The organism is Haladaptatus sp. R4 (genome assembly GCF_001625445.1).
Classification (GTDB): Archaea; Halobacteriota; Halobacteria; order Halobacteriales; family Haladaptataceae; genus Haladaptatus.
In genome coordinates, this window is sequence record NZ_LWHG01000004.1 from 1 (window position 1) to 26,146 (window position 26,146).

21 protein-coding genes and 7 pseudogenes are annotated in these 26,146 nt (G+C 60.2%); 13 read left to right on the plus strand and 15 right to left on the minus strand.

All coding sequences use genetic code 11. The features are described from left to right. Positions 1 to 993 precede the first annotated feature (993 nt). The 5 genes and pseudogenes from A4G99_RS26570 to A4G99_RS24185 all read right to left on the minus strand — a co-directional run. The gene (locus A4G99_RS26570; protein ID WP_223301581.1) at positions 994 to 1,212 is read right to left on the minus strand and encodes a hypothetical protein; all 219 of its coding nucleotides are present in this window, start codon (positions 1,210 to 1,212) and stop codon (positions 994 to 996) included. Next, positions 1,205 to 1,810, minus strand: coding sequence for a hypothetical protein (locus tag A4G99_RS01875; RefSeq protein WP_223301582.1), 606 nt, complete (start codon positions 1,808 to 1,810; stop codon positions 1,205 to 1,207). Before A4G99_RS01875 ends, A4G99_RS26570 begins: the two co-directional genes overlap by 8 nt. A gap of 164 nt (positions 1,811 to 1,974) precedes the next feature. After that, on the minus strand, positions 1,975 to 3,561 hold the full coding sequence (locus tag A4G99_RS01880; protein WP_066138768.1) for a response regulator: 1,587 nt from the start codon (positions 3,559 to 3,561) through the stop codon (positions 1,975 to 1,977). 123 nt (positions 3,562 to 3,684) lie between these two features. Then, positions 3,685 to 4,407 carry a ThuA domain-containing protein gene (locus A4G99_RS01885; protein WP_066138958.1) on the minus strand — a complete coding sequence of 241 codons (723 nt, stop codon included), beginning with the start codon at positions 4,405 to 4,407 and terminating at the stop codon, positions 3,685 to 3,687. Between the two features lie 282 nt (positions 4,408 to 4,689). Beyond that, a pseudogene (locus A4G99_RS24185) lies at positions 4,690 to 5,205 on the minus strand (ferredoxin--NADP reductase); the annotation flags it as partial. 212 nt (positions 5,206 to 5,417) lie between these two features. Here A4G99_RS24185 and A4G99_RS01890 point away from each other — a divergent pair. Then, positions 5,418 to 5,789 carry a DUF4112 domain-containing protein gene (locus A4G99_RS01890; RefSeq protein ID WP_066138771.1) on the plus strand — a complete coding sequence of 124 codons (372 nt, stop codon included), beginning with the start codon at positions 5,418 to 5,420 and terminating at the stop codon, positions 5,787 to 5,789. Positions 5,790 to 5,807: 18 nt separating this feature from the next. Here the strand turns inward: A4G99_RS01890 and A4G99_RS01895 are convergent. Then, positions 5,808 to 6,865: pseudogene (locus A4G99_RS01895) on the minus strand (TrmB family transcriptional regulator). 26 nt (positions 6,866 to 6,891) lie between these two features. Further along, positions 6,892 to 8,985, minus strand: coding sequence for an alpha-amylase family glycosyl hydrolase (locus tag A4G99_RS01900; protein WP_066138774.1), 2,094 nt, complete (start codon positions 8,983 to 8,985; stop codon positions 6,892 to 6,894). Positions 8,986 to 9,090: 105 nt separating this feature from the next. On the opposite strand from A4G99_RS01900, the pseudogene A4G99_RS29685 reads away from it, so the two are divergent. Then, positions 9,091 to 11,149, plus strand: a pseudogene (locus A4G99_RS29685) (glucan 1,4-alpha-glucosidase). A gap of 12 nt (positions 11,150 to 11,161) precedes the next feature. Here the strand turns inward: A4G99_RS29685 and A4G99_RS01910 are convergent. Beyond that, positions 11,162 to 12,293, minus strand: a pseudogene (locus tag A4G99_RS01910) (ABC transporter ATP-binding protein). A gap of 191 nt (positions 12,294 to 12,484) precedes the next feature. Between A4G99_RS01910 and A4G99_RS01915 the strand changes: the two are divergent. The 3 genes and pseudogenes from A4G99_RS01915 to A4G99_RS01925 all read left to right on the plus strand — a co-directional run bounded on the left by A4G99_RS01915 (position 12,485) and on the right by A4G99_RS01925 (position 15,830). Further along, on the plus strand, positions 12,485 to 13,768 hold the full coding sequence (locus tag A4G99_RS01915; protein ID WP_066138776.1) for an extracellular solute-binding protein: 1,284 nt from the start codon (positions 12,485 to 12,487) through the stop codon (positions 13,766 to 13,768). Positions 13,769 to 13,774: 6 nt separating this feature from the next. Continuing rightward, positions 13,775 to 14,767 carry a carbohydrate ABC transporter permease gene (locus A4G99_RS01920; RefSeq protein WP_066138779.1) on the plus strand — a complete coding sequence of 331 codons (993 nt, stop codon included), beginning with the start codon at positions 13,775 to 13,777 and terminating at the stop codon, positions 14,765 to 14,767. Further along, positions 14,764 to 15,830, plus strand: a pseudogene (locus A4G99_RS01925) (sugar ABC transporter permease). The gene A4G99_RS01920 and the pseudogene A4G99_RS01925 overlap by 4 nt, the downstream one beginning before the upstream one ends. A 279-nt stretch (positions 15,831 to 16,109) precedes the next feature. Here the strand turns inward: A4G99_RS01925 and A4G99_RS01930 are convergent. The 3 genes and pseudogenes from A4G99_RS01930 to A4G99_RS01940 all read right to left on the minus strand — a co-directional run bounded on the left by A4G99_RS01930 (position 16,110) and on the right by A4G99_RS01940 (position 18,127). Further along, a complete protein-coding gene (locus A4G99_RS01930; RefSeq protein ID WP_066138782.1) occupies positions 16,110 to 16,316 on the minus strand; it encodes a hypothetical protein in 207 nt (68 codons plus the stop codon). Positions 16,317 to 16,409: 93 nt separating this feature from the next. Next, positions 16,410 to 17,403, minus strand: a pseudogene (locus A4G99_RS29690) (MBL fold metallo-hydrolase). Positions 17,404 to 17,530: 127 nt separating this feature from the next. Beyond that, positions 17,531 to 18,127 (minus strand): hypothetical protein, encoded by a 597-nt coding sequence (locus A4G99_RS01940; protein ID WP_066138785.1) that lies wholly within the window; start codon positions 18,125 to 18,127, stop codon positions 17,531 to 17,533. A 373-nt stretch (positions 18,128 to 18,500) separates the two neighbouring features. Here A4G99_RS01940 and A4G99_RS01945 point away from each other — a divergent pair, with 373 nt between their 5' ends. The 3 genes from A4G99_RS01945 to A4G99_RS01955 all read left to right on the plus strand — a co-directional run bounded on the left by A4G99_RS01945 (position 18,501) and on the right by A4G99_RS01955 (position 19,448). Next, complete coding sequence (locus A4G99_RS01945) at positions 18,501 to 18,851, plus strand: hypothetical protein (protein WP_066138788.1); 351 nt, start codon at positions 18,501 to 18,503, stop codon at positions 18,849 to 18,851. A 37-nt stretch (positions 18,852 to 18,888) separates the two neighbouring features. Then, the gene (locus tag A4G99_RS01950; protein ID WP_066138791.1) at positions 18,889 to 19,077 is read left to right on the plus strand and encodes a hypothetical protein; all 189 of its coding nucleotides are present in this window, start codon (positions 18,889 to 18,891) and stop codon (positions 19,075 to 19,077) included. Between the two features lie 182 nt (positions 19,078 to 19,259). Further along, the gene (locus A4G99_RS01955) at positions 19,260 to 19,448 is read left to right on the plus strand and encodes a hypothetical protein (RefSeq protein ID WP_066138798.1); all 189 of its coding nucleotides are present in this window, start codon (positions 19,260 to 19,262) and stop codon (positions 19,446 to 19,448) included. Here A4G99_RS01955 and A4G99_RS01960 read toward each other — a convergent pair. Both A4G99_RS01960 and tuf read right to left on the minus strand, forming a co-directional pair. Beyond that, entirely contained in the window at positions 19,414 to 20,052 is a 639-nt protein-coding gene (locus A4G99_RS01960) for a uracil-DNA glycosylase family protein (RefSeq protein WP_066138961.1), read from the minus strand. The two genes, A4G99_RS01955 and A4G99_RS01960, sit on opposite strands and share 35 nt — an antisense overlap. Positions 20,053 to 20,601: 549 nt before the next feature. Continuing rightward, positions 20,602 to 21,868 (minus strand): annotated as a pseudogene (gene tuf / locus A4G99_RS01965) (translation elongation factor EF-1 subunit alpha). Between the two features lie 170 nt (positions 21,869 to 22,038). On the opposite strand from tuf, the gene A4G99_RS01970 reads away from it, so the two are divergent. Next, a complete protein-coding gene (locus tag A4G99_RS01970; protein WP_066138802.1) occupies positions 22,039 to 22,476 on the plus strand; it encodes a hypothetical protein in 438 nt (145 codons plus the stop codon). A 68-nt stretch (positions 22,477 to 22,544) separates the two neighbouring features. Here the strand turns inward: A4G99_RS01970 and A4G99_RS01975 are convergent, their stop codons facing one another. Further along, the gene (locus A4G99_RS01975) at positions 22,545 to 23,537 is read right to left on the minus strand and encodes a YihY/virulence factor BrkB family protein (RefSeq protein WP_223301589.1); all 993 of its coding nucleotides are present in this window, start codon (positions 23,535 to 23,537) and stop codon (positions 22,545 to 22,547) included. A 125-nt stretch (positions 23,538 to 23,662) separates the two neighbouring features. On the opposite strand from A4G99_RS01975, the gene A4G99_RS01980 reads away from it, so the two are divergent. Then, on the plus strand, positions 23,663 to 24,718 hold the full coding sequence (locus tag A4G99_RS01980) for a zinc-dependent alcohol dehydrogenase family protein (RefSeq protein ID WP_066138810.1): 1,056 nt from the start codon (positions 23,663 to 23,665) through the stop codon (positions 24,716 to 24,718). 52 nt (positions 24,719 to 24,770) lie between these two features. Continuing rightward, positions 24,771 to 24,998, plus strand: coding sequence for a hypothetical protein (locus A4G99_RS01985; RefSeq protein ID WP_066138814.1), 228 nt, complete (start codon positions 24,771 to 24,773; stop codon positions 24,996 to 24,998). Positions 24,999 to 25,020: 22 nt separating this feature from the next. Here the strand turns inward: A4G99_RS01985 and A4G99_RS01990 are convergent, their stop codons facing one another. Beyond that, positions 25,021 to 25,296 (minus strand): helix-turn-helix domain-containing protein, encoded by a 276-nt coding sequence (locus A4G99_RS01990; RefSeq protein WP_066138817.1) that lies wholly within the window; start codon positions 25,294 to 25,296, stop codon positions 25,021 to 25,023. Positions 25,297 to 25,415: 119 nt separating this feature from the next. Here A4G99_RS01990 and A4G99_RS01995 point away from each other — a divergent pair, with 119 nt between their 5' ends. Both A4G99_RS01995 and A4G99_RS02000 read left to right on the plus strand, forming a co-directional pair. Then, complete coding sequence (locus A4G99_RS01995; protein WP_066138820.1) at positions 25,416 to 25,613, plus strand: HVO_2901 family zinc finger protein; 198 nt, start codon at positions 25,416 to 25,418, stop codon at positions 25,611 to 25,613. Positions 25,614 to 25,705: 92 nt separating this feature from the next. Beyond that, positions 25,706 to 26,146 carry a hypothetical protein gene (locus A4G99_RS02000; protein WP_066138823.1) on the plus strand — a complete coding sequence of 147 codons (441 nt, stop codon included), beginning with the start codon at positions 25,706 to 25,708 and terminating at the stop codon, positions 26,144 to 26,146.

The window sequence follows — 26,146 nt, forward strand, 5'->3', positions numbered from 1 at the left end:
CGTCTTCGCCCCGCCACCACCCCTCCACCCCACCCCCACCCTCTCCAACCGCCAAAACAGCGAAACGATGGGGTGGGTGTCCCCTCCCCCATAATCTCGATTTCTCGTTATCGTCCGCTTCGTGTCTTACACACCGAACAACGGAAATCATGGGGTCTCTGTGTTCCCGTCTAACCCACCGATGACAACGAGTTCATGGCAGAATCCATGGGAGCGTTGAATTGCTCTGGAATCGATTTCCGTGATGTCTCGTCCGTTCGATCTCGATTTCCTCTTCCCGAGACTCAGCATCTTTTCTACCCAACTTTATCAATGATCGTTCATACTTGTTTCCGGAACGAAATATGTTGACCCGATTTGTAGTGATCCGACCTCAATACCGGGTGTCTACACGACAAACCGGGATCAAAACGTCGCAAATAACAACGGAAACGATGGGGTCGATTATGACGGACGGTTATCGCCGGAAACAGCGGAAATCACGGGGTTGTTTATATATCACCCGAAATCCGGTGATCATGCGATCCGACATTCAGCGGTGACCCCCCTCGATAGAACTGAACCTGAATTCGTTCCGTTGCCACGAGCTCTCAGCTGCTTACAACAGTGATTAAGCACACTTGGACCGTCTCCCTCGATCCATGCCGCTGGCCGAAACGCTTCTGAGTACTCTTGTACTTCGCTTTAGAACAGCGGAAACGGTGGTGTTGTGATGATCGACCGGTACTCGTATCGAACGACTTCTATACTGAATCCTTCCTGCATTCTTCTTGGACCTATACCGCATCTATTCCGCATCCATACTGCATCTATTCCGCATCCATACTGCATCTATTCCGCATCCATACTGCATCTATTCCGCATCCATACTGCACCCACCCTGCATCCTTTTTGCATCCATACTGCATTCACATCGACCGATACGCGTACTGGTCGGTCGAACTGTAACTGAACAATCTGGCCAAACTATAACTAGTCACTATTCGATTTTCGCTACTGATTCTGTTCGACTTCGAGGATACGGGCATCACATCCTTGGCAGGTGGCGGCGACGACTTCCATCGAACGGCAACAGGATTCGACCGTTTCCTGTTCCGCGGTGATGTCGCCACCGCACTCGGGGCACGTGTCGAGGAAGATGCGGAGACCGCTCAGGATCCGACTCTGGTTATCGACCGAGAGTTTGTCCCAATCGTCGTAGCGATCACTCAACTCGCGAGCGGCGGCGAGGTACGGCGACGAGTGCGGCACGGGATTCCCACTGGCCGAGTCGCCGACCGTCCATTCGGGCGATGAAGGCGGCGTCGTGTTCTTCGAACTCCAATTCCTCCTCGTCCGCGCCGAGGATTCGACTCAAATCGCTCTTTTCCGCGCCGTCCTTCATGACTCGTTCCATGTTGTTGTGCCATACTTGGCGAAACTCATCGTCGAGACAGAGGTCGTCGATTTCCTCACAGGGTTGAACGACGTTCGCATCGACGAGAACGTTTTCCGGTTCGCGGTCCGTCGGTTCCGGTGATGCAGTCTGGACGGTCTGCATTTCGTGTTTGTCGAATTTTTTGAGCAGCCAGTCGGGGAAGTACGTTTTCGTAAACCACGGAGTTCCGGGTACGAGATACCCACGAACGTAAATCGCGGCCATACTGAACACAAAGAATGCGATTCCAATCGGCATCGCCGCAAATGTCAGTATCGTACTAGCGACGACGGCGATAACGACGTTAACGATCGTACACGGCGTACAGCGGTTTTCGCCGATGTATTCCGGCTGCCGGAAGCGGTCGATAACACCTGAAAGCTCGGTACTCATTCCATCTCAATCATTTTGCCTCATCACTATATACTTATTGTTGGATAACTCCGACACTGTTTAAAAACAGATTAGAATAAAACAAAACTGACGCGTTACCCGACGACTGGCAAATTGATTCCGTCGATAGTGGCAAATCGATTCGGTCGGTAATGACAAATCAGCTACTCAGTTGGCGGCTCCGCTTGTTGGAGGCGAACCGTCACGACGCTCCCCTGCGGATGATTGGTTTCGAAGATGAGTTCGCCGCCGAACTTTCCGACTATCCAGTTCGTCAACCACAGGCCCAGACCGCTTCCGTGCTGGAGCGCGGTCTCCCGCCCCTCGTTTAGCACTGCTTGTTCTTCCTTCGGTATTCCCGGTCCATTGTCCGTGACTTCGATCTCGATCCAATTTTCCCGTTCGGACTTCACCGAAATCATCACGCTAGGTACCTCCTGATCGTTATGCTTGATTGCGTTTTCGACGATTTCAGTGATGACCGTATCGAGCGTCTTGTCCGCACAGACCCACGCCGTGTCCGGAAGGTCGGTAGCGAGGTCCACGTTCGGATACGTTTCCCGCAAGTCCGAACACGTCCGCTCGATCAAAGCAGTGACTTCGACGGCTATCCGCTTCTGACTGCGCTTGTCCAGCGTTCGACCGATTTCACGGGCCTTCTCACTGACGTCTATCAGGTCGCTCGCTTTCCGCTTGATGATCTCGGCACTCTCGGTGGCTTCGGGAATCGCTTCCTTGAGGTTGTCCGCATGCCCGAGGACGACGTTGAGGTCGTTTCGAAGGTTGTGTCGGAGGATTCGATTGAATACCTGCAGTCGTTGTTCCCGCCTGAGCAACTCCTGTCGTGTTCGAACCGAGTTGATGGCGTACGCCACGCTGTTCCCGAACTTCGAGAGAACACGTCGTTCCGTTTCGTCGAACGCGTATGGGTGATCGGAGTAGACGCTCAAAACACCGTATACGGTTCCTTCGTGTTGTATCGGAATGGTCGCCTTCGAGTAGTACTCCCGGTTTGGTCCGTTCCACCGTCTTTCGGACGACGAATCGGGACCGATATCGTGTGTCACCTGTATCGCCCCCGTTTTCAACGTACGGGAGGCATGTTCCAACTCGTCTCGATCCGCGTCGTCGGAAACCACCGTATCGAGACGTCCCGTTTCGTCTCCGGCGCGGACCCGAGGGACAACTCGACCATCATCGTCCACTTTCCCCATCCATGCGAAGAGATACGATTCGGACGCCGCGAGTCGTTTGCAGACGGCTTCTTCGATCTCTTCACGAGTCGTTGCTTCGAGGAGCGATTGGCTGACGTCCCAGATGAGGTCGTTGATGGCCATCTGGCGTTGAACCGTTTGTTCGGCCCGGCGGTGAGCCACGGCGTTCTCGATCCGGTTTGCGAGGGCGACGAACTGCCGCTTTCCGGTTCCTTTCTTCAGATAGTCGGTTACCCCCGCGGAAATGGCCTCACTCGCTGTTTTTTCGCTTCCACCGCCCGTCATGAGAATGTACGGTGTTTGGGGGGCGATCTCTTTTACCGCGCCGAGCAGTTCGAGCCCGTTCATTTCCGGCATCTCGTAGTCACTGACGACGCAGTCGAACTGTTCCAGTTCGAGGCGGGCGAGAGCGTCCGTCGGGATGGTCTCCGTGTGAACGGTCACATCCGATATTTCCTGTGTCAGGATTTCGGACGCGACCTTTCCGAAGAACTCGTTGTCTTCGACATGTAGCACCCGAATCGGGCGACGTTCCATTCTACAATACAGGTCTCGTATGTGATCAATATATAACTTTGTCCTCCACGCAGCGATCGAACTGCATTCTCTTTTAGTGATTATTCCTCTCGGTCAGCCTATCGGGGGAAACTTCCACCGACGTCAGTTGGCTTCCGGTGGCTCGGGAACGTTGCCGAACGACGGTCGCGATGCCTCGTCTGGAGCGGCCCATTCGACGGCGTTCCCCAGGATTTTTCGGATTTCCGGCTGTCGGTAAATCGGATACGTCTCGTGTCCCGGTCGGAAGTAGAAGACACGCCCCGACCCGCGGCGGTAACAACAGCCACTTCGGAACACCTCGCCACCCTCGAACCAACTGACGAAGACGAGTTCGTCCGGAGCGGGGATGTCGAACTGCTCGCCGTACATCTCGGCGTTCGGGACGACGACCTGTTCGTCGATACCGTCGGCGATGGGGTGCCCGGAGTCAACGACCCAGAGGCGTTCGCGTTCACCGTCTTCTCGCCATTTCAGGTCACACGTGGTACCCATCAACTCCTTGAATATCTTCGAGAAGTGGCCGGAATGGAGCACGATGAGTCCCATCCCGTCGAGCACGCGTTGCTGTACGCGCTCCACGATTTCGTCCGCGACTTCGTCGTGTGCGATATGTCCCCACCACATGAGGACGTCCGTCTCCGCGAGTACCTCCTCGGTGAGGCCGTGTTCTGGTTCGTCGAGCGTCGCCGTCCCGACGTCGAATCCCTGCTCTCCAAGTGCCGACGCGATGACCGTGTGAATGCCGTCCGGATAACACTCCTCGCTCGCTTCGTCTTCACGTTCGTGTCGAAACTCGTTCCACACCGTGACGCGCGTGCTGTTCATATACGGTTCCTCGTGGGTCGGTCGATTCACTGTTTCGGAACCCGCAATCGCCGCAGGGACGAACCGTTTTTCCTCACTCCTCCGAAACCTCGTCCTCTTCCCACCCTTCGCTGTAAATCCGCTCCTCGGGAACCCCAATCGCCTCCAATTCCTCTTTCGTCTCCACGACCATTCCGGGGACGCCACAGCAGTAGAAGTCGGTGGATTCGGGATCGCGACGACGCTTTCGACGTGTTCTTGGACGTGTCCGGTTCGGCCGTCCCACTCCTCGTCGGAGAGCGAGTAGGCCACGGTCAGGTTTTCGTTTTCAGCTTCCAGTTGATCCAGCGTCTCCCGGTACATCACGTCGTCCTGTGTCTTTTCCCCGTAGAGGAACGTCGCGTGCCCGTCGCCGTCGCGGAGGTAGTGTTTCACCATCGCCACCATGGGCGTGATTCCGGTCCCCGTCGAGACGAACGCCACGTCGGAGTCGAGATTCCGAAGATACAGGTTGCCGTCCGGTTCCTCGATTCGGATGGTATCCCCGAGCGTTCGCTCGTGCATGTACACGGAGGCAGTTCCCTCGTCGTATCGTTTTATCGCCAGGACGAGGTGATCCGTTCCCGGAATCGTCGTGGGCGTGTACGGACGAACGACTTCGTCGTCGCCCGACGCATCCACCTCGCTTGCTTCGCTCGCATCGAAGTGCAACTGTGTGTGTTGCCCGGGTTCGTAATCGAACGGTACGTCGTCGGCCAGTTCGAACTGCTTCACTCGGGGCGTCATCCGATGTATCGACGTGATTTCTACTTCGCGCATGGCAGAGGAGGACGGCACGATTGTCCGTAAACGAACTGCCCTGCACCTTCCACCCTGCACCTTCCACCCTGCACCTTCCACCCTGCACCTTCCACCCTGCACCTTCCACCATTCCACCGGAATACTCCTCAGAATCTAGCGCTGGCGGCTTCGTTTCGACTTTCGACATACGCCGGAACGCATAACCCGCCCGAGTACCTGGATATACTCCCATGAAACACGCCGACCTCCCCGAAAATCTACCCCGCTACAAGCGAAAATCGATCGAGCGGGTCCGAACGGTGAGCGACCTCCTCGACGAGGCGTTCCGCGTTCCCGGCACGAACTTCCGGGTCGGTATCGACCCGATTCTCGGCCTCCTCCCGGTCGGCGGCGACGCCGCGTCGGCGATCATCTCGCTTTACATCGCCCTCGAAGGCTATCGAATGGACGTCCCCCGTCACGTCCTCGGCCGCATGCTCGCCAACATCGCCATCGACGCGTTCGGCGGCGCGGTTCCCGTCCTCGGGTCGGTGTTCGACGCGACGTGGAAGGCGAACCGCAAGAATCGAGAACTGCTCGAAAAACACGTCTCGAACCACTGATCCCCTTTTCGATTTAGACTACTCCGCGAGTTCGAGCGTCACCGCTTCGGCTTCGAAATCCTCGACGAACGACCCCGAACCCCCGACGCTTATCTCGCCCTCGTCGGTTTCGATGACGAGCGCCGCTTCGACCGGGAACGCGTTGGATGCGGGTTCGAGCAGTCCCTGCCGAACGTCGATGAGGAGGCCTTCGATGGTTACCATATCGCTATCACCGCCGACCGGTCGCCCCCGAATTCGTGCGACGATGGCGTCGTTCTCGCGGAGGTGGAGCGTCGCTTGGAGCACGGCCGAGCGGAAGTCGTCGAACGTCTTCGGCAACTCCACAGGTTCTGCGGCGTACACTTCGTTCGCCATCGGCCAGTAGTTGCCGAGGAACGACCCGACGAGGACGGGGACGAGTTGTTCCTGTGCGAAGGTGATCGCCTGTTTTTCGCTGTTCGACCGAACGATCATCTCGGTCGGAGCGACGAGACCGAACTGCTTGTCCACCGTGAGCGTCGTCGCCATCGGTTCGCGCCAGACGCGGACGGTACTTGCGAGTCCACCGAACTCCGCCGCATCGACGTCGTCACGATGGATTCCGCTGAGGACGAGCAGGACGAGGACGCCGCGTTCCACCGCGTCCGCGAGTTCGTCGGCGACTTCTGGGAGATGTTCGTACGGTATCGAGAGGGTGACCTCCTCGTTCGCCTCGGCGAGGCGGTTCTGAATCCGCTTGATGACCGTGACGCGGGATTTGATGACCTCGAACTGGTCCGGTTCGCTCGTCGTCGCGGAGTAGCGTTCGTCCAGCGCGGCCGCATCGTTTCCACCCGGTCGGAGAGCGTCCCGATGACCCGTTCGGGCGGATTCGCGCGGATCATGGTCGGGACGACGTGGTCGTTCACCTCCACGAATCCCCTGTCTGCCAACTTCTCGCTGGTGCTGTAGACGTAGCGTTTCGAGACACCGGCGTCGTCGGCGATGGTGCTGGCTTTCGCCTCGCCCTGTTCGAGAATGGCGAGATAGGTATCGACTTCCTTTTCGGAGAGACCGAACTGGCGGAGGAGGCTTTCGAGCGTGGTGTCGTCCATTTCCTGACTCATGATTTCTCGGGTACCTATTTACTTTCCTCGGTGGTCCGAACGACGACGACGTCCGAAACCGACAGTTCGACTTTCGAATCCCTTCCAGTGGCGGTCGGAACCCGTTCTCCGGACACGAGGTTCACGTCCTCGACGCGCTCGCCGATTCGAACCGTCTCGCTTCCGTCCGCGAAGTTCAACGCAACGACGACCCGCGATTCGCCATCGTCGCGGGCGAACGCGACCACGCTCGAAGATTCGCTCTCCCATTCGATTCCCTCGACCGTCCCGCCTTCGAGCACGGGATGTTCGTTGCGGACTTCGACCAGCGACCGGTGGAACGCGGTCAACTCGTCGTCGCCGTCGTCCCAGCGCATCGTCCCGCGGTACTCGGTCATCCCGCGCTCCTGCCCGTAATAGATCATCGGTGCACCGGGGAGCGTGAACGTCGCGGCGGCCGCGGCTTTCAGCGCGTCGCGGTCGCAATCGTCGAGATACCGCGATTCGTCGTGGTTTTCGACGTACCGGAGGTGAACGGCGCTTTCGGGGAAGCCAGCACGCTCGGCGTCGGAGAGCGCGTCGAACACGGCGGATGCGGGTTTTTCACCGTTTCCGATTTTGCGCAGGGTCCCTGTACAGCGTCGTGTCGTAGTGATAGTGAATTCGCCCTCGTGGTAGGCTGGGTCGCGCGGAATCGTCTCGTCCAACAGCAGGAAATCGTCGGGGACGCGCGCGGCGAGTTCCTTCCAAAACTCGTGTGGGACGCCCCACGCCACGTCGCAGCGGAACCCGTCAACGACCCCCGCCCACTCGTCCACTACGTCGAGCAGGAATCGCCGGACTGCGAGTGAATCGAAGTTGTAGTTCGGGATTCGGTCCCAGTTGAAGTAGCGTTGTGCCTTCGGTTCCCCGGTCTCCTCGTCTTCCTCCCAGATGTACCAATCGCGGTACTCGGGCACCCCGGCGGCGCTCATCTGGAACGCCGGGTGGTCCCGCGAGGAGTGGTTGATGACGAGGTCGAAGACGACCCGAATTCCGGCGTCGTGGCAGGCCGACACGAAGGATTCGAACTCCCCGCGCGTGCCGAGGTCCTCGGCCGTCTCGAAGTAGTTCGTCGTGTGGTAGCCGTGGTCGGTCGGGCTTCCCAAAATCGGGGTCAGCCAGACGCAGTCCACGCCGAGCCATTCGAGATACGGGAGCCGTCGTTCCAACTCCTCGAACGTGGTATCGACCGTCTCGCCCGCGAACGACCGGACGAAAATCTCGTACACCGTGGCGGATTCGGCCCACTCCGGCGGGTCGTTGGGCCTGTGAATTCCCACTCCCTCGCTCCGTGGCACCTCGCTTCGCTCGGACCCGCTCCGCTCGGACAGTCCGAGTTCACTTTTTCCGCCAATCTCCACGCAGTCGGCGATGCTGTGGCGTTCGCCGACTGCGACGGCGTGAATCCTGAGTCCGTCCCCGATGTCGTTGCGGGGAATTCGGACGGTTCGCGGGCCGTCGGTCACGGCCCGCGAACCGTTTTCGTAAAGTTCCACCGTCAACTCGTCGTCCGCGAACTCGCTGTCGGGTGCGGATTCGGTCGTCGCCGTGACGACGACCGAATCCGTTTCCACCGTGGCATCGAGGTGAATCCGTGGCCGTCCCGGTCCGGGGACGGTGAGCGTCCCCTGCACCTGCTCGGTTAGGTCGTCGTTCAGCAGGAATCCGTAGGGGTGCTCGCCCGGCGGAAGTTCCGTCTCGTACACGTACGCCCCGTTTTCGTACGTCGGCCGGTCGCGGCCGACGAGGTGCTCGTTGAACGGCCCCGCGATGCAGACGGACTCCAGTTCCTCGTGGGGAATCGGCAGGTCCGACAGCGGCAGTTCGAAGCGCGCGGGTCGGCGCTCGTCGGGGAACGCGCGGACGGTTCGTTCGTGGTCGCCGTCTGGCGCGGAGAGTCGGAGTCGGTAGACGCCCGGGACGTCCGGCGCGAAGTGGACGACCGGCGCGTCGTCCACGACCGCCGAACTGCCGTCCGGGCGCGTTTCGAGGTGCCACTCGTACTCTCCGTTCGGATTCGGGTCGTGCGGCGCGAGTTCGACCGCCGCTCCGACCGTCGTGAATCGAGGGGGATCAGCAGTGTGCATGTGTTTCACGCCACAGGGGAGTTATAACTATCTTGCGTTCTGTTGAGAATCTGTGAAGGATTATTTCACCAAGTCTTTTACCACCCCGACTCGTGGTGCTACCTGATGACGCTCCGCGACGCACTTTCCGATTTCAAACGCCACCGCGGGAACGCGACCCGCTTCCCCGGTGAGCGCCGGACGACGGCGGGCCGGTTCTCCGGTTTCGACGCTCGACTCGTCCACGTCGGCCCGCATGGGTCGCTCCGCGACTACTCCTACCCGCTCTCCGGCCGCTACGGACTCGACCGCTCACGATTCGGGGTTCGGAGGGACGGAAACGCCGACATCGTGTGGTTCGACGCCGTCGATTCGACGCAACGCTATCACGAGGGGAGCGCCCTCGTCGTCACCGAACACGGGACCGCTGACTGGTCTATCACGCAGTACGATCTGACGTTCGGCGATTTCCATCTCACCCATTTTGCGGTCGACGATGCCGACGAAAACGACGCCGTTCCCGACGAACTCGTGGCCTACTTCGGGTTCGCGCCGGACGGCCGGGACGACAGAATCGGACAACTTCGCCACGGCGACGTGGTCGAGGTGTACCACACCGCGGAACACGATTACCTCGGAATGTCCGCCGCTCCCTCCGAAATAGACGGTCTCGTTCCGGCGGATTTCGAGGCGCTGGTCTCCGAGCAACCCAACGCGGTACCCGGTATCGCCGACACCGGCCGTTACGAGGAGAGTCGCCTCAGCGGCGAACTCGTCGTCTCCCTCCCGCTCGATGGTGCGACGACGTTCGTTTCCCTGCTCGCCGACCACCGTGAACTCCCCCGTGAGGATGCTCTCCGGCGAGTTCGGGAACTCGCCTCCGAGTACGATTCTCCCGCCCGAATTCGGGCCCTCGCCACCGACGAGACGTCCCGGAACCTTCTCGATACGACGCTCGACGCGCCGACGACGGACGGCCATCACCGACGACCTCCGGGTGCTCTCGTTTCTGTCGGCGGAGACGGGGGCGCGAATCGCCGGGCCGGATTTCGACCCGTTCTACCAGTACTCGGGTGGCTACGGCTACACGTGGTTCCGCGACGACGCGGAGATTTCCCGCTTCTTGCTCACGGCCGACGACCACTTCGACCTCTCGCTGGCCGATTGGCACGAGAAAAGCGCCCGGTTGTATTGTAAAACCCAACGCCCTGACGGGACGTGGCCCCACCGCGTCTGGCCCCGCGACGGGACCATCGCCCCGGGGTGGGCGAACGCCCGCGTCGAGGCCGGTGACGGCGCGGACTATCAAGCGGACCAGACAGGAAGCGTGATCGCTTTCCTCGCCACCTATCTCCGAACGTCCGACCTCGATGCGGAACTCGAAACCGAAATCGAGGGAACCCTTCGTGCCGCGCTCGACGGATTGGACGACACCCTCGAAGCGGATGGCCTGCCGATCCACTGCCAGAACGCGTGGGAGAACATGACCGGGCGCTTCGCCCACACCGCCGCGACGTACCTCGAAGCCTACGCGGAACTCGCCCGCGCGCCCGTCTCGGACGACGTTCGGGACCGAGCGCTGGAGGGAACGAAAGCGGTACTCGCCGGACTCGACCGCCTCTGGACGGGCGAGTTCTACGCGCTCGACTTCGTCGAGGACGACCGCGACGAGCGCCGTGATTCGAGCGCGCTCGCGCTCGCGGCCGCACACCGCGCGGCCGCATCGGTCGTCGACCTCGACTCCGAGCAGGTGGACCGACTCGTCTCCCACACCGAAGCCGTCCTCGACGGTCTCTGGCGCGACCCGGAGGAGAGCGAGATTCGCGGCCTCGCGCGTTTCGACGGCGACGATTGGCGCGTGCGCGAGCAGACGACGCCCAAAATCTGGACGGTTTCGACGGCGTGGGGAGCCAACGCCGCGAACGAACTGGCGGACCTGCTCGCCGAGCGTGACGACCGCCGCGGCGTCGAGTTCGCCCGCCGCTCGCGCGACCTCCTTTCGTTGCTCCTGCCCGGCGGTTCGCTCTGTGCCGAAACCGGCTACCTCCCGGAACAGTACTTCGACGTGGGCGAGGCCGACAGCGCGACGCCGCTCGGGTGGCCCCACGCGATTCGACTGGCGACGGTCGCGTCGCTGGACGAACGGGGGGAACTGGGACCGGCAAAACGAGCCGCAAACGACTGAATCGAATCGATTTCAGACCGACGCTTTTCCCGCCACCGTTTCGCTCTCACCGACGACGTCACCGGTCTCGCCGTCGAAGACGTGCAGGTCGTCCTCGTCGAACGTGATCCGAATCGTCTCGCCGGGTGCGGGTTCGACGTCGGAATCGACGCGCGCGATGAAGTCAGGTGCGAGATCGAGATAGAGGTAGTTGTCGCTCCCGATGGGTTCGACCACTTCGACGGTGGCCGAGAGGGCGTTCCGGTCGGACTCCGCCGCGGGGAAAATATCCTCCGGTCGGATACCGATGGTAAACGCCGCATCCGTGTTCTCGATTCGGTCGGAAAAGGACGGGGCGAGACGGCACGAAAACGCACCGTGGTCGTCTTCGAGGACGACGGCGTCGCCGTCGCGCGCGCGCGAACGTCGATGAAGTTCATGCTCGGCGACCCGATGAAACCGCCGACGAAGCTGTTTACGGGTTGTTCGTACACGTTCGTCGTCGCGCGCCCATCTGCTGGAGTTCGCCGTCACGAAGGATAACGATGCGGTCGCCCATCGTCATCGCCTCCTCCTGGTCGTGGGTGACGTACACCGACGTGATCCCGAGTTCCTGCTGGATGCGCTGGATTTCGGTTCGCATCGTGGTCCTGAGTTTCGCGTCCAAATTCGACAGTGGTTCGTCGAAGAGGAAGATGTCGGGTTCGCGGACGATGGCGCGGCCGAGCGCGACGCGCTGTTTCTGCCCGCCGGATAACTCGTCGGGTTTGTCCCCGAGCAGGTCCTCGATACCCATCATCTCGGCGGCTTCGTACACCTTCTCGTGGCGCTCGTCCTTCGAGAGGTCGGTACTCATCCGAAGTCCGAATCCCATGTTCTGCTCGACGGTCTTGTGGGGGTAGAGCGCGTAGTTCTGGAACACCATCGCCACGTCGCGGTTCTTGGCGTGAACGTCGGTCACGTCCTCGTCGCCGATGTAGATGTGACCGTCGGTGGCGCTTTCCAACCCGGCTATCATGCGGAGTGTCGTGGTCTTCCCACACCCGGACGGACCGACGAGCGTGACGAACTCGCCGTCCTCGATATCGAGGTCGAGACCGTCCACGGCGACGATTTGGCCGCGGTCGAACTCCTTTCTGAGCGTCTCCAGTCGAAGGCTTGCCATTACTCGTGTGGTGTCGTACCACGGTAAAGTTCTTTCCCATCGAACCAAATCTGTGATGGGATATTTCATACTACTTTTCAAGGCCGATATTCGACCGATTCGTCCCCTTTCTCAAATATGTCGATGAGAAAACGACACGAAAATCCCTAACGGTTAAATACGTGAAGTCATATTTCATAACGGATACAACCATGTCGTACCCACGGCGGAAAATTCTACAGACAGGCGGCGCAGTGGCTGGTATCACCCTTGCGGGATGCATCAGCGTGAACAGCGACGAGAAAGACGGCAGCGGCGACAACGGCAACGATGGCGGTGGTGGCGACGGAAACGGCGGCAACGGCAACGACGACACCTCCGGCGGCACCGGACAACTCTGGCATTCGCGTCCGAAGGGACCGAAGAAGAGCCTCGAATCGAACGTGAAGAAGTTCGAGGGACAATCCGACTATGCGATAAAACTCTCCGAGATTTCGGACCTGCAGAAGACCATCGAGAACAAACTCCCCGCCGGAAAAGGCCCGCATCTATTCCAGTGGGCACACGACTGGATCGGCGAGTACCAACCCGCCGGGTTCCTCTCGGACCAGAGCGACAACCTCTCGGTGGACCTCGAATCCACGTACACCAGCGCAGCGGCGGAGGCGGTGCAGTTCGACGGCGAAACGCTCGGCCTGCCGTACGCCGCCGAAACCGTCGCACTGCTCTACAACAAGGACATGGTGGACGAACCGCCCGAAACGGTTGCAGAGATGCAGTCCATCATGGAGGAACACCACGACCCGTCGAACGGGAAATACGGCCTCTCGTTCCCCATCGACCCCTACTTCATCAGCGGCTACGCGCAATCCTTCGGCGGCTACTACTACGACGAGAAGAAGGACGAACTCGGCCTCACGAAGTCGGAGACGCTCGAAGGATTCCGATTCGTGCGCGACGAACTGGCGAAGTACATCCCGAAGGATCAGAAATACGACCCGCAGGCCGCCGTGTTCAACGAGGGCAACGCGCCGTTCGCCATCAACGGTCCGTGGTATCTCGGCACCGTCCGTGACAAGGGTCTCGATGTCGGCGTCGCCCCGCTTCCGAAACCGAAGGGCGGCAAACCGAAACCGTACACCGGCGTGAAGATGTGGTACTTCGCCAAGAAGATGAACGAGGAGAACGGGAACACCGCGGCCGCTCGGAAGTTCACCGAGTGGCACACCACGAACACTGACCTGCTCCTCGACCTCGCCAAGGATCACGGCTTCATCCCGGTTCACAAGGACCTCGCGGGCAGCGACGACCTTCCGCCAGCAGTCAAAGGCTTCTCCGAATCCGTCCAGATGGGAGAACCGATGCCGACGGCCCCGCACATGCAGAAGGTGTGGGATCCGGTCAAGTCCGCGTTCCTCAAGGTGCTGAAAGGCAAGCAGGACGCGAAACCGGCGTTCGAAGCGGCGGAGAAGACGATCAAGCAGAACTGGGACTGAGGCCACATGAGTATTCGCTCGACGTTCAATCGCGGCGCAAACGCGCTGGAAAATCCCGTGTTCGACCGGGACGACCTGCCCCTGCTACTGATACTGCCGGGGCTGTTTCTGTTCTCGGCGTTCATGTTCTACCCCATCCTCTATTCGTTTTATCTGTCGTTGACGGATGCGACGAACCTGACGCTGTTCACACACGAGTACTCGTTCGTCGGATTCGACAACTACCGGAGGGTGCTGTTCGGCACGCCGCACTTCAAGCTGATTCTGTTCGGATTCAGCACGACGCTCCCGCTCAACGCGGGCTTTTGGAACTCGATGGGCATCTCGTGGCTGTTCGTGTTCACGAGCGTGGCCCTCAAAGTCGCGCTGAGCATCGGCATCGCGCTCGTGTTGACCAATCCCTACGTCATCGGTCGGCGCTACATGCGTTCGCTCATCATCATCCCGATGGGCCTGCCGACCATCTTCACCATCACCGTCTGGCGCGGCATCTTCAGCAACGCCCGATACGGCCTGGCGAATCAGGTACTCACCGGACTGCACCTTCAGCCGGTTTTGTGGCTCGACCAGCGGTGGACCGCGTTTCTGGCGTACAACGTCACCGAAGCGTGGTTGGCCTACCCGTTCATGGTCATCATCATCGTGAGCGCGCTGCAGGACGTGCCCGAGGAACTCCACGACGCGGCGATGGTGGACGGCGCGGGATTCCTCAACCGGTTCGTGCACGTCACGCTTCCGTCCATCAAGCGACCCGTGCTCTTCGCGTCGATACTGACGGCGGCGGCGTCGTTCCAGCAGTTCCTCATCCCGTACGTGATGAACAAGGGTGGACCGCTCCGCCAGAACGAACTGCTCATCGTCTACGGCTACCGTGAGGCGTTCCGCTTCGACAAGTACGGGAAGGGGGCCGCCATCATGACCGCGACGTTGATCGTTATCAGCGGCTTCATGTTCCTGAACGTGAAACGCGGCCGCCTCGCGGAGGGGGTGAGCGAATGAGCGACGGAATCCTCGGCGGCTTCGCCGAGGACGTTCGACGTGCACTCGGGGCACCCGTCCGCGCGTCGAGTCGGCGCGGTACACCGTCCACGGCCTGCGAACCGGCGAAGTGTCGGCGCGACGAGTCGCGGCGAAACTCGTCGCCACCGCGTTCGCGCTGTTGATGGTCGGGACACTGCTGTTCCCGATCTACTGGATATTCCTCGCCTCCCTCTCCGGGACCGGCGGGTCGCTCTATAGTTCGAGCGGGATCCATCTCCTGCCACAGAAACCGTCGCTCGACGCCTACAAATGGGTACTCGGCGGCATGTCGATACCGAGCTACACGGTCGCGGTTCACCTGTTCGGCACGGAGATAGCGCTACGGACGCCCGGCGTCTCTACCACGGTGAACTGCGCGCGCTTCGACGGCTGTTCGCAGTTTCCGCTGTTCCTTTGGAACAGTTTCACCGTCGCGGTGCCCACCGTCATCCTGACGATGGCAATCGTGATCCCGGCGGCGTACGCGCTCTCGCGGCGGAAGTTCCTCTTCCGATCCAAGGTGCTCTACCTGTACGTCCTGTTCACGCAGGTCGGCGGCGGACTCGGCATCGCGGCGCTCATCGCGCTGTACGCCACGTTCGTCCAGTTCGGCCTCGACAACAGCAAACTCGCGCTGTCGTCGTACGACGCCGCGACCGCCGTCCCGTTCAACACGTGGCTGTTGAAAACCTACATGGACAACATCCCGACCTCCTACGAGGAGGCCGCGATGATGGACGGGGCGCCCACGTGGCGCATCGTCTGGGAGATAATCATCCCGCTGTCGAAGGCGGGACTGGCGACCGTCCTCGTCTTCAGCTTTCTCACCGGCTGGACCGAGTTCATCGTCGCCCAACTCCTGCTCAGCACCGGCAAGTACACCCTCCCGGTCGGCCTCTACAGCCTCGTCGGGAAGTACTCGACCCCGTGGGCGCGGTTCTCGGCTTTCGCGCTGACCTTCGCCACGCCCATCGTCTTGGTGTATCTGTTCGCACAGCGGTACATCGAGAGCGGGCTATCCTTCGGCGGTATGGAAGGTTAGGGCGAGTTGGGTGGATTTGATTCTTTCTTTCGTTCGGTGGCTACTGGGTGGTTCTGGTTTTTCGATGGTTGCAGTCGTTGGGAGTCGGATTTTGAACACTTTATCGGTCGTGAGGTGTTCTGTTTGATCTTGGTTTTGGTCTTGTTGTGACCGCAAATACAGACGTCAGTGAAAACCCCACCGCCCTCTAACCTCCCCAGCCTCCTCGGTTGCTTACTCGCGGATAAACCGCGCACATCAGCGCGCCCGCACGGGGTCTGGGCGACAGTGCTCTCCGACCTAACTCTCCTGATACCCGGCAAACACACTCCAGACCGTGTTTACGAGCGTGAAAGCGATGTACAGTCCGAACGTGAGCATCGCCAACTGCTGCAGCGCGGCGTCCATCGTGTGAATCCTATCGAGGACGGTGTAATCGAGTCCGACGGATATCACCGCGACGACGAAGACGAACAACAACTGGCGCCAATTGACTATCGTGCTCATATACGATAGTGGTCGAAACGCCGCATAAGTCTTCTTCACGCGTTTTCTTTCCAACTCGAACACCGTGGTCTATTCCGGGCGGCGGTGGGCCGGTTACCGCGAACTCACGACCATCCGCTCCGCGAACAGCGCGTCCAAATCCGGTTGCTCGATCAACTCGTACTCGTCACCCGCTCGTTCCACGTACCCTGCGTTCGCCAGATGTTCGAGGTGGGCGTAGGACTCGCCGGGGCCGTGGAGGAGGTGGATTCCTTCGAGTTCGCCGAACAGGTGGGCACCCATGGTCCACGGGTCGGTCGGGCCGTTTTCGTTCAGCACGCCGACCACGTCCTCGGCGCGTTCGCGGTGGTGGGCGTGGATTTCACGGGCGCGGGAGACGGCGTCGAGGGGGTCGCCGTGGCCGGGCCACGCGCGGGTGTAGGACTCCGAAACGACGTGCGAGAGGGTGTCGAGGTAGGCCTCAAGTGGGTTTTCGAGGCGAACGTCCGCGCGCCGACGTTGGGGGTGTACGCTTCGAGGAGGGCGTCGCCGCAGAAGAGTTCGCGGCCGTCTTCGCCGTCGAAGGCGAACCCGGCGAGACCGGCGGTGTGTCCGGGGAGATGGACGGCTTCGAGTTCGTAGTCGCCGCAGTCGAAGGTGTCCCCGGCGGAAAACGGTTCGACGGTGGGGGTTGGGCCGTCGAGGCGTCCGGCTTTGACCGCGTTCCGGAACACGGGTTCTTGGATCGGTTCCGGGAGTCCCCACTCGCCCAGTAGTCGCTGCTGTCTGGTTTCGATGGCGTCCCACGCCGATTCGCGCTGGGCGACGAGCGCGGCGTCCTCCTCGTGGACGTGGACGGTGGCGCCGCTTCGCTCTTGCACGGTCCCGGCCAGTCCGGCGTGGTCGGTGTGCCAATGGGTGATGTACACCTGCGCGATGTCCTCGACCGAACAGCCGTGGTCCGCCAACCCGGATTCCAGCGACGCGAGCGTTTCCGGTTTTCTGACGCTCGTGTCATGAGTGTCGTCGGGCCGTCGGAACTCGCGTTGAGGAGGTACACGCTGTTTTCTCCCTCGAACTCCGTGTTTTCGAGTCGAATTCGGTTCACGGACGTTTTTGGGACTCCTCTAATATGATATTTTTTATAATTATCGCAATAACGAGAGCTGTGCGGTCTTTCTCGAAAAACACACTAAACGGTGTAGCTGTTCGGGTCTAGCGAGTTGCCAGCGACGTTATCGGTCGTCGGTTAGGATTTGGGCGAGCGACAACACGGTGAACGTCGTGACGAGGAGTCCACCCCAGATGAGGTCGGGGATGGATGCTATCGGGGGGATGCCGGCCCACGCCGTCATCAGCAACAGAACGCCGACGGCCGTGACTCGCCGATAGTAGGTCAGCCACGGTACTGCTTGGTCGTCCGAGTCGTCGGTTTCTGGTTCGGTTTCGTAGTCCGTTTCCTCCGCCGTGTCGAGATATGGGTCGAACTGGTCCGCCAGTGGACCGCGTTCGACGATACCCCTGCTCTTGTTGTAGCGGATGACGCCCTCGCTTTCGAGTTTCGGGAGGTGGGACTGGTACAGCGCGATGTACACGCGCTGGCGTTCGTCGGACGTGAGTGCCTGGACCGTCGTGTCGTTTTCCCACGCGGCGACCTGTTCTGCGAGGTCCCGCATCTCGACGGCCCCGTCCGTATCCTTCAGGAACCGGAGTGCATCCCTTCGGCGCTGTGTCTGGAGAATATGGAATATCTTGTCGCGCGAAAGGGGTTCGACCAGTTCCTCGGACGCGTGTTCGAACTCGTCTACCGCCGAGTCGGAACTGACGCTCATTTACCCGGTCCCCGGTATGCGGTGCTTTCCGCTCCTCGAATCGCTGTCAGGCAAGGGGTTTCGTCGGAGCGAGATGATTCATCGTAGAAGTGAATCCCATCAGATTGGAGGAAATCGTCGGGGGAGAGAGTGTCGTCGTTACTTCGGACCGGGACGGACTTCCGTCTCGGTAATCGGTCGTTTCGTTGCTCGCGTGCCATGTAGTTCAATATCGGACGTAGATTTTAAAAAGGTATTGGGTCTACGTCAATGATAAAGCTCTAATTTATCTTCTGGCCGTCATCTGGTACGTTTATGTAGTGGATATGTTCGTTTCCATAGACGGGAGCGTCATCGGTCTTTTACTATACCGAAATGGAACCTTTCTCCGACGATGGCGACCCTCGATGGACGGGAGTATCGGCAGATGGTCCGGCGACTCGCGCGAAAAGTCAACGATCGGATCGATGCCGGGATGAGCATGCGCGCCGCGCTGTATCGATCCGTCGGGGAGTGTATCGGCGACCTCTGGAATCGGGACGTGTCGCTTCGTGTCTGTGAACTCTCCGAACGGGAACCGGAGATCGAGATGGTGACCGAGATCGCCGCCGAGGATGCGACCGACACGCACGCCGATTATGAGGTATTTATTCGCGCCATGGCGTTCTCCGTCCTCGAACAGGACGTGCGCGAGGCGGTCGAAAACACCATCCCGGTCGAACGGGACGCTGCCCGTTCCGACTAGTCCATACGTTTAGGCACGTCCGGGTCGTGGTCCCTCCATGCCCGACACACCCCACCCGGACGAGGAGTTTTCGCCCTGTACCAACTGCGGAAAACTCGTCAATCTCGGTGAGTACCACCCGACGGTCGTCGTTCGTCACAGCGTCACCGCCAATCAAACCGAAAACGTGACGCTCCACTTCTGTAGCGAGGATTGTTTGGACGAGTGGACCGGCCCGTTTCCGTAATATCTCGAAAATTAGCCGCCGTTCCGTTCTACCGCTCCATTGCTCCACCGTTCCGCTCCACCGCTCTGCGCCGTCGATCACTGTTCCGCTGTACGCGGTAATCCGACCATACCCGTAGTTTTCCCACGAATTTCTCCGAAACGCTCAGCGATTTTTACCCGTCTCGGAACCGTGGTTCGGATATGGAGTTCGAACGTCCGGAATCGCGGTGGAAACGAGTTGCAATCATCGTCGGCATCGCGTTCGGGTTTCTCGCCGTTTCGTTCGTCGTGATTCCAGTCGTGCTGCTCGCCGGTGAACTCCTCGCCGGAATCGTCGTCGGGATCGTTCGCGTGATCACCGAACCACGTACGGGTCAGCACCCGGCATGAACCGTCCCAGATCGACCGACTGCTGATACTCCGACGAAAGAATCCCGGTCAGTCGCTCGCGGAGTTCGTCGCCGTCGTCCGCATCCCACTCGCGGGGATCACGAATCGGGACGACGAGGAACCCCCGTCCCTTGATCTCTTCGGCGTGCAGCGCCGCCATGTCCGGTGTTCCGCCGTCGAAGCCGTATTTGTCGGCCTGCGCGGTGAACTCCCAGAAGACGTGCTCCGTCGCCGTTTCGCCGACCGGCAGGAGGACGTGTGCCGCGATGGCTCTGAGTTCGGCGTCGAAAAAGCGCTCCATATCGTCGTACTCCTTCGGCGTCGGTGGCCGACCGTCGGGAAGCCTGCTCATGTGGAGGTAACTCATGAACAGGTTGGCGATGGTCGGTTCGTCGCTGTACACGTCGCCGAGGAGGCCGACGTCGTTCAGCACCGGTTGGAGTTTTTCGCCGACTTCACCGCCGGTGAACGGGACGTTCGTCTCGGTGCCACCGTGCGTTCCCGGGTGGTCGCCGATGAGATGGAAATCCGCGTTCGCATCGCCGTAGCCGAACACTGCACAGTCCCCGTCGTGCCGTTCTTCACACTGACAGGAGGGTCGCATTCCGAACGGGTTACGTACCCGTCCTTCTTCGTGGAGCCATTTCACACCTTTCGTAGCAGTTCCGTATGAAAAAGCGCGTCGGTACGGGTGAATCTCATCGCTGACTGGCCGAGATTCTACGATCGTACGTCGCGTGTATGAACACTGAAAACGGTAGATGCATTGAGTGATGCACCGAACCAGACACAGAGGTATAGATTTGACAGGCGCAAAGCCGTGGATTTTCGTGGGTGATCCAATCCTTATTCGTTCCCTCCTTCCTGGTATGTCATAGCATATTCTACAATGGCCGGTTACTATTTAGTCTTTGTGGTGGTTTTGAACGCTAATCATCTCTATTGGAAACTCCAAGCCGAAAAAACAACACGAATCTAGTACTACGAGCACGATAATTTGAATATGTGGTTTCTCTCCCCCTCGCGTACTTTCGAGATGAGACGTATGACTCATTTCTGCGGATGTGGTCGGTGGTCGGTGGTCGGTGGTCGATGGTCGATGCACCGCTCCCGGGAGTGTCGAACGCGAAAAATCGTGGGTCAACGCTCGTGGTTACTTCTCGTTCACTTCCAGCACTCGGCCCGCCGCGATGGTCTGCCCCATGTCCCGCACCGCGAAACTCCCGAGTTCGGGAATCTCCGAGGACGGTTCGATGGAAAGTGGCTTCTGTGGCCTGACGGTCACGACGGCGGCGTCGCCGCTCTGGATGTAGTCCGGATTTTCCTCCACGACTTCGCCGCTGGCCGGGTCGATTTTCTGGTCGATGGATTCGATGGTGCAGGCGTCCTGTGCCGTGTGGGCGTGGAAAACCGGCGTGTAGCCCGCCGTGATGACCGACGGGTGTTGCATCACGACGATTTGGGCCGTGAACGTGTCCGCCACCTTCGGCGGGTCGTCTGCCGGACCGCAGACGTCTCCCCGTCGGATGTCGTTTTTCCCGACCCCACGCACGTTGAAGCCGACGTTATCGCCTGGCCCCGCTTCGGGAACTTCCTCGTGGTGCATCTCGATGGTCTTCACTTCCCCGCTTACGTCGCTGGGTTGGAACGAAACCGTATCGCCCATGTTCAGCATGCCGGTTTCGACGCGTCCGACCGGAACGGTCCCGATTCCCGAAATCGTGTACACGTCCTGAATCGGCAGACGGAGCGGCGCGTCGGTCGGTGCCTCCGGCATCGGCAGGTCGTTCAGCGCTTCGAGGACCGTCGAACCGTCGTACCACGGCATCTCGTCGCTCTGTTCGACGATGTTGTCGCCCGCGAGCGCCGAAATCGGGATGAACGACGCGTCTTCGGTGTCGAAGCGGACCTGATTCAACAGTTTCGTCACTTCGTCCACGACCTCACGATAGCGGTCCTCGTCGTAATTGACCGAGTCCATCTTGTTGACCGCGATGATGAGTTCGTTGATACCCAAGGTGCGCGCGAGGAAGACGTGCTCCTGCGTCTGCGGTGCAACGCCGTCGTCCGCTGCGACGACGAGACCCAGCGTTGTCCGCTTGGCTCGCGCCCGTGATCATGTTCTTCACGAAGTCGCGGTGACCGGGCGTATCGACGATGGTGAAGTAGTACTCGTCGGTGTCGAACTCCTGGTGAGCGATGTCGATGGTGACACCGCGTTCCCGCTCCTCCGCGAGGTTGTCCATCACGTAGGCGAACTCGAATCCGCCTTTGCCTTTCTCCTCGGCTTCGCGCTTGTGCTGTTCGATGACGTGCTCCGGGACGCTTCCCGTTTCGAAGAGCAGTCGGCCGACCAACGTGGATTTCCCGTGGTCGACGTGGCCGATAATCGCTAGGTTCTGGTGTGGTTTGTCTGGCATTCCCCATTCCCCCGTGTAGGGAACGTATCGGTACGAATGAGCAAAACAGTTGTGCCGACTCCATCGAAATCCGTGGGAGGAGATGCGCCGACCGGACGATCCGACGGTTAGATGGAATACACGGTCGATCGCGTCGGAAGTTTGATGAGAAACGAATCGAATGGTACCGTATGGAAGCGCGGCGGAGAGGCTTCGGAGCGTTCCTCATCGGCGACGACCTCGGGCTAACCACACGATGGGGAGTGATCGCAGTGGGTCTCTTCACCCTCGTCCTCGCCATCTCCGTTTCCGGGTACTACCAAACCGTGTATGCCATCGTCCCCGGACGGGTGATCGTCTACGGTGCGGCGACGCTACTGGTTCTACTGGCGGGGTGGCAGGCGTATCGGAACCGCGGCATCCTCGTCAGTATCTCCCTGTGTCTCGCTCCCGTGAGTGCCCTCTTCATTCGAATCATCGGCGAAGGGCAAACCGGCACCCCGACAGCCGTTGGAACGTTCCTCCTCGGCGTCGGTTGGGGAATGGCGTTCGGCGTTCCTCTCGGTATCCTCGGTTTCCTCCTCGGATACGCAGGGAGAAACGTGATGCCCACGGGAAAATCGGCTTGAATATCCGCCAGTTGGGTTTACACACCGATCAGTTCCTCCTCCGTGCCCCCTCTTTCCGGGCATGGTCCCTATCGTCGCTCCCTCCACTGATTCCTCTTTCCCTCCCGTCTCCGTCCGTCAACGTCAGTTCCTCCCGCAACCGCTTCCGTATCCCGTCCGACGAAACACCGTTCTCGCGCGCCCGTTCGGTGAGTCGATGGAGCGCCTCGCCGAACCCCTCTTCGTCCTCGACACCGCCGTTCGGTATCACTCCGTCCCCGATTCCCGCGGTCCGGTCGCCTGTCCGTCCGGCAGGACGGCGTGACCGCCGCGCCGAACAGGATGACGAAACTGCCGACGTACAGCCAGACGATGACCAACAGGAGGTTTCCGATGGTTCCGTACAGGCTGGTGTTGTACGCCGACACTTGTGCGTACATGTGGAAAATAGCGTGCAGGAGTTGCCATCCCACCGCCGCGATGATCACGCCTGGGAGAACTTCGCGGATGGAAACGTCGATGTTCGGAAAGACGTAGTACATCGGGAAGAACGCGACGCCGAGGGCGAGTACCGACACGATTTCCGTCAGTGAACTGTCGAACGGAACCCGTTGCGGTGTCGGAAGCGTCGCGCTCGTCACGCCAATGGTGACGACGACGATGATCAGTGCGACGAGGACGACGATACCGTCCTCCAGTTCGTCCACGAACGAGGTCTTTCGTTCCACGTCGTAGATGTCAGCGAATGCGGCGTCGAGCGCTCGGAAGATGCGGAACGTCCCCCAGAGAAGCACTCCGACCACGACGATGGAGTCGCCGGGCGAGGGTGCGCCCGTTATCGCGTTTCTGAGGAAGATGTTGGCACTCGCCGGAAGGTAGGAACCGATCTCCTGTACCAACTGTTCCGCGAGTTGCTGGCCGCCGACGGTGGAGACGATGACCGTCAACAGCAGGAGGACGGGAAGCAGGGAGACGAACGAGTGGTACGCGATGCTCCCCGCCATGAACTTGATGTTCTCCTCCCGCACTTCCTGCACGATGTCCCGACTCAGCGAGACCACACGACGGAGCCGAGGGTTCATACCCGATGTACGGGGAGGGAGCCTAAAAGTTCCACTTGCCATCCCACCGAATATCGCTCGTCATTCCAACGAATCCCGCTTGCCCCGTCCCGCCGTTTTAAGCCCTTCTCGTCCCACTTTCGCGTATGAAAGCCGCAGTCCTCAGAGAGTACGGCGAACCCCTCGAAATCGAAGCCGTGCCGCGTCCGGACCCCGAAGACCACGGCGTCGTCATCGAAACCGAGGCGTGTGGCATCTGCCGGAGCGACTGGCACGCGTGGCAGGGCCACGGCGAATGGGCCGACGACCAAGTCCCGCCCGGCCAAATCCTCGGTCACGAACCCGCGGGAACGGTGGTCGAAGTCGGCGAGGGGGTAACGGACGTCGCGGAGGGCGACCGAATCGCGGTGCCGTTCAACCTCGGACGAGGGCACTGTGAGTACTGTCGGAACGGCCACGGCAACGTCTGTGCGAACGGTATCGCGCTCGGTTTCGAGGAGGCCGCGCCCGGCGCGTTCGCCGAGGAAGTGCACGTTCCGTACGCCGACTACAACGCGGTGCGACTTCCCGACGCAGTCTCCCCCGTCGAGATGGCCGGTCTGGGCTGCCGGTTCGTCACGGCGTATCACGCACTCGCTCACCGTGCCGACCTGACGCCGGGCGATTGGGTAGCGGTTCACGGTTGTGGCGGCGTCGGACTCTCGGCGGTTCACGTCGCTGACGCGTTGGGTGCGAACGTCCTCGCGGTGGATTTGGACGAGGACAAACTCGATACGGCGCAGGAACTCGGCGCTGACGAGACGCTCCGCGCCGACGAGGTGGACGTGCCGACGGTGATTCACGCGCGAATCGGCGGGGCACACGTCTCGGTCGATGCACTGGGCATCGCGGAAACCTGTCGCAACTCCATCGACTCTCTCCGTCCGCGAGGGCAACACGTGCAACTCGGGTTGACCACGGACGAGGAACGAGGCGAAATCCCGTTCCCGACGGACGCCATGACGATGCGGGAAATCACGTTTCTCGGTTCGCGCGGGATGCCGCCGACTCGCTACCCCGAACTGCTTCGGATGATGGAGCGCGGTTCCATCTCGCCCGGCAAACTGGTGACGAAGACCGTTTCGTTGGCCGACGTCCCCGACCGCCTCGCCGCGATGAACGACTTCGGCACGTCAGGTATCGAGGTCGTCGAGTTTTCGTAGTTTCTGCCCTCTTTCATCGAATATTTTACATATTTGAAACTCGACTAGCTGTATGAATTCCGACGGTCTCTCCCTCGAACGTGCCGTTCTCATCGGCGCTCTCCTCCTGGCAACGCCGTTCGTCGCGTTCTTCCTCATCGCCGGAGCGATGATGGCGAATACCGGGCTGGTAGGATGGCTGTTGTTGGTAACACTCCCGTTATCCTTGTTCGCCGTCGGTCTCTGGCTTCTGGCTGGCGAGACGCTGGACTGGACGTACTGGGTTCGAAAATTCGCGTAGAAACGCTTCGTTGGTTTCCGATCTAGACCGGCACTTCGTTCAGGCAGTTCACCTGGTCCCAGTCGCCCGTCTCGTCCAATCGATAGAGTCGCTGGCGTGCGTCGGGGATGTACACTTCCTCCGTGACGGCTCCGATTTCCGTCAGGTTTTCCAGCGCGCTCCTGACCGTCCGTGCGGACAACCGCGACCGCTGAACGATTTCCTTCTGCGTATGTGAACCACTGTACTCCAGAACTTTGAAAACGAGCTTCGCACTGGGCGGTAGCTCACATAGGCAGGTCAGGGTCTGCTTCTCCATACGGTTTCCAACGGAACCAACCCACTAAACCGCTCGCTAACCGTATAGTAACCCGGTGGCATCCGTGTCACCGGGGAAAAAACGCAGGTTCTTTCATTGATGCCTGTGAATATAGTGATATGCAGCCTGAACTTGCAAGCAGAACGCGGTCCTCGGACATGGACCGGCTGTTCTGCCAGGAATGTGGGGAACGATTCGACGCCGACGCTGCGACAGACGACGGCTGGCACTATCGATGTCCGAACGAGGACTGCGACGGCGCGGGTATCAGGGAGGACCTCTATCCGGTAGAGGACGTTCTTCCCTCGCGTCGATAACGTTCGACTTCCGATCGAATCGTTCGGTTTCTTTCTTCCCACGTTCGATGGAAACCCTTTAAGTTCCCCGCCTGCGCCACAACGACCATCGAATGCGGTTTGACAGTTTCCTGATTCAGGCGCTCGCAACGCTCATGCTCGTGGCCGGTCTCGTTCTGGCCGGGTACGCACTCATTCAGCCGCCGCAAAGTTCGACGACGTACTCCCTTTCGATACAGCAAGCGGACAAGAACGATCCCGGCGTGCGCTCTTCGTCAGTCAGGTACGGCGACCTATCGGACGAGGCCAGAATCGCGTTCGGTCACGCGAAACTGCACGGCTCGTATCATATGTCCAGCAAACCGCCGGACTCGTTGCGGAGTCACTCGTACGTCATCGACCACGAGAGCGTCTACTCGCTCACTATATCGGAGACCGAACACATCACCGAGCGAATGGCGAACCTGTTCGGCGGGACGATGAGCGCCGTCATCGGGGCGTTCATCTTCGTCTCGTGGTTGGACGTGCTGTCGGGCTTTCGGGCGAACGAGTGA

Bases quoted from the DNA above. Each gene is read 5' to 3' on its own strand.
- A4G99_RS01875 (WP_223301582.1), bottom strand. From the start codon at position 1,810: ATGAGTACCGAGCTTTCAGGTGTTATCGACCGCTTCCGGCAGCCGGAA.
- A4G99_RS01880 (WP_066138768.1), bottom strand. From the start codon at position 3,561: ATGGAACGTCGCCCGATTCGGGTGCTACATGTCGAAGACAACGAGTTC.
- A4G99_RS01885 (WP_066138958.1), bottom strand. From the start codon at position 4,407: ATGAACAGCACGCGCGTCACGGTGTGGAACGAGTTTCGACACGAACGT.
- A4G99_RS01890 (WP_066138771.1), top strand. From the start codon at position 5,418: ATGAAACACGCCGACCTCCCCGAAAATCTACCCCGCTACAAGCGAAAA.
- A4G99_RS01900 (WP_066138774.1), bottom strand. From the start codon at position 8,985: ATGCACACTGCTGATCCCCCTCGATTCACGACGGTCGGAGCGGCGGTC.
- A4G99_RS01915 (WP_066138776.1), top strand. From the start codon at position 12,485: ATGTCGTACCCACGGCGGAAAATTCTACAGACAGGCGGCGCAGTGGCT.
- A4G99_RS01920 (WP_066138779.1), top strand. From the start codon at position 13,775: ATGAGTATTCGCTCGACGTTCAATCGCGGCGCAAACGCGCTGGAAAAT.
- A4G99_RS01930 (WP_066138782.1), bottom strand. From the start codon at position 16,316: ATGAGCACGATAGTCAATTGGCGCCAGTTGTTGTTCGTCTTCGTCGTC.
- A4G99_RS01940 (WP_066138785.1), bottom strand. From the start codon at position 18,127: ATGAGCGTCAGTTCCGACTCGGCGGTAGACGAGTTCGAACACGCGTCC.
- A4G99_RS01945 (WP_066138788.1), top strand. From the start codon at position 18,501: ATGGCGACCCTCGATGGACGGGAGTATCGGCAGATGGTCCGGCGACTC.
- A4G99_RS01950 (WP_066138791.1), top strand. From the start codon at position 18,889: ATGCCCGACACACCCCACCCGGACGAGGAGTTTTCGCCCTGTACCAAC.
- A4G99_RS01955 (WP_066138798.1), top strand. From the start codon at position 19,260: ATGGAGTTCGAACGTCCGGAATCGCGGTGGAAACGAGTTGCAATCATC.
- A4G99_RS01960 (WP_066138961.1), bottom strand. From the start codon at position 20,052: ATGCGACCCTCCTGTCAGTGTGAAGAACGGCACGACGGGGACTGTGCA.
- A4G99_RS01970 (WP_066138802.1), top strand. From the start codon at position 22,039: ATGGAAGCGCGGCGGAGAGGCTTCGGAGCGTTCCTCATCGGCGACGAC.
- A4G99_RS01975 (WP_223301589.1), bottom strand. From the start codon at position 23,537: ATGAACCCTCGGCTCCGTCGTGTGGTCTCGCTGAGTCGGGACATCGTG.
- A4G99_RS01980 (WP_066138810.1), top strand. From the start codon at position 23,663: ATGAAAGCCGCAGTCCTCAGAGAGTACGGCGAACCCCTCGAAATCGAA.
- A4G99_RS01985 (WP_066138814.1), top strand. From the start codon at position 24,771: ATGAATTCCGACGGTCTCTCCCTCGAACGTGCCGTTCTCATCGGCGCT.
- A4G99_RS01990 (WP_066138817.1), bottom strand. From the start codon at position 25,296: ATGGAGAAGCAGACCCTGACCTGCCTATGTGAGCTACCGCCCAGTGCG.
- A4G99_RS01995 (WP_066138820.1), top strand. From the start codon at position 25,416: ATGCAGCCTGAACTTGCAAGCAGAACGCGGTCCTCGGACATGGACCGG.
- A4G99_RS02000 (WP_066138823.1), top strand. From the start codon at position 25,706: ATGCGGTTTGACAGTTTCCTGATTCAGGCGCTCGCAACGCTCATGCTC.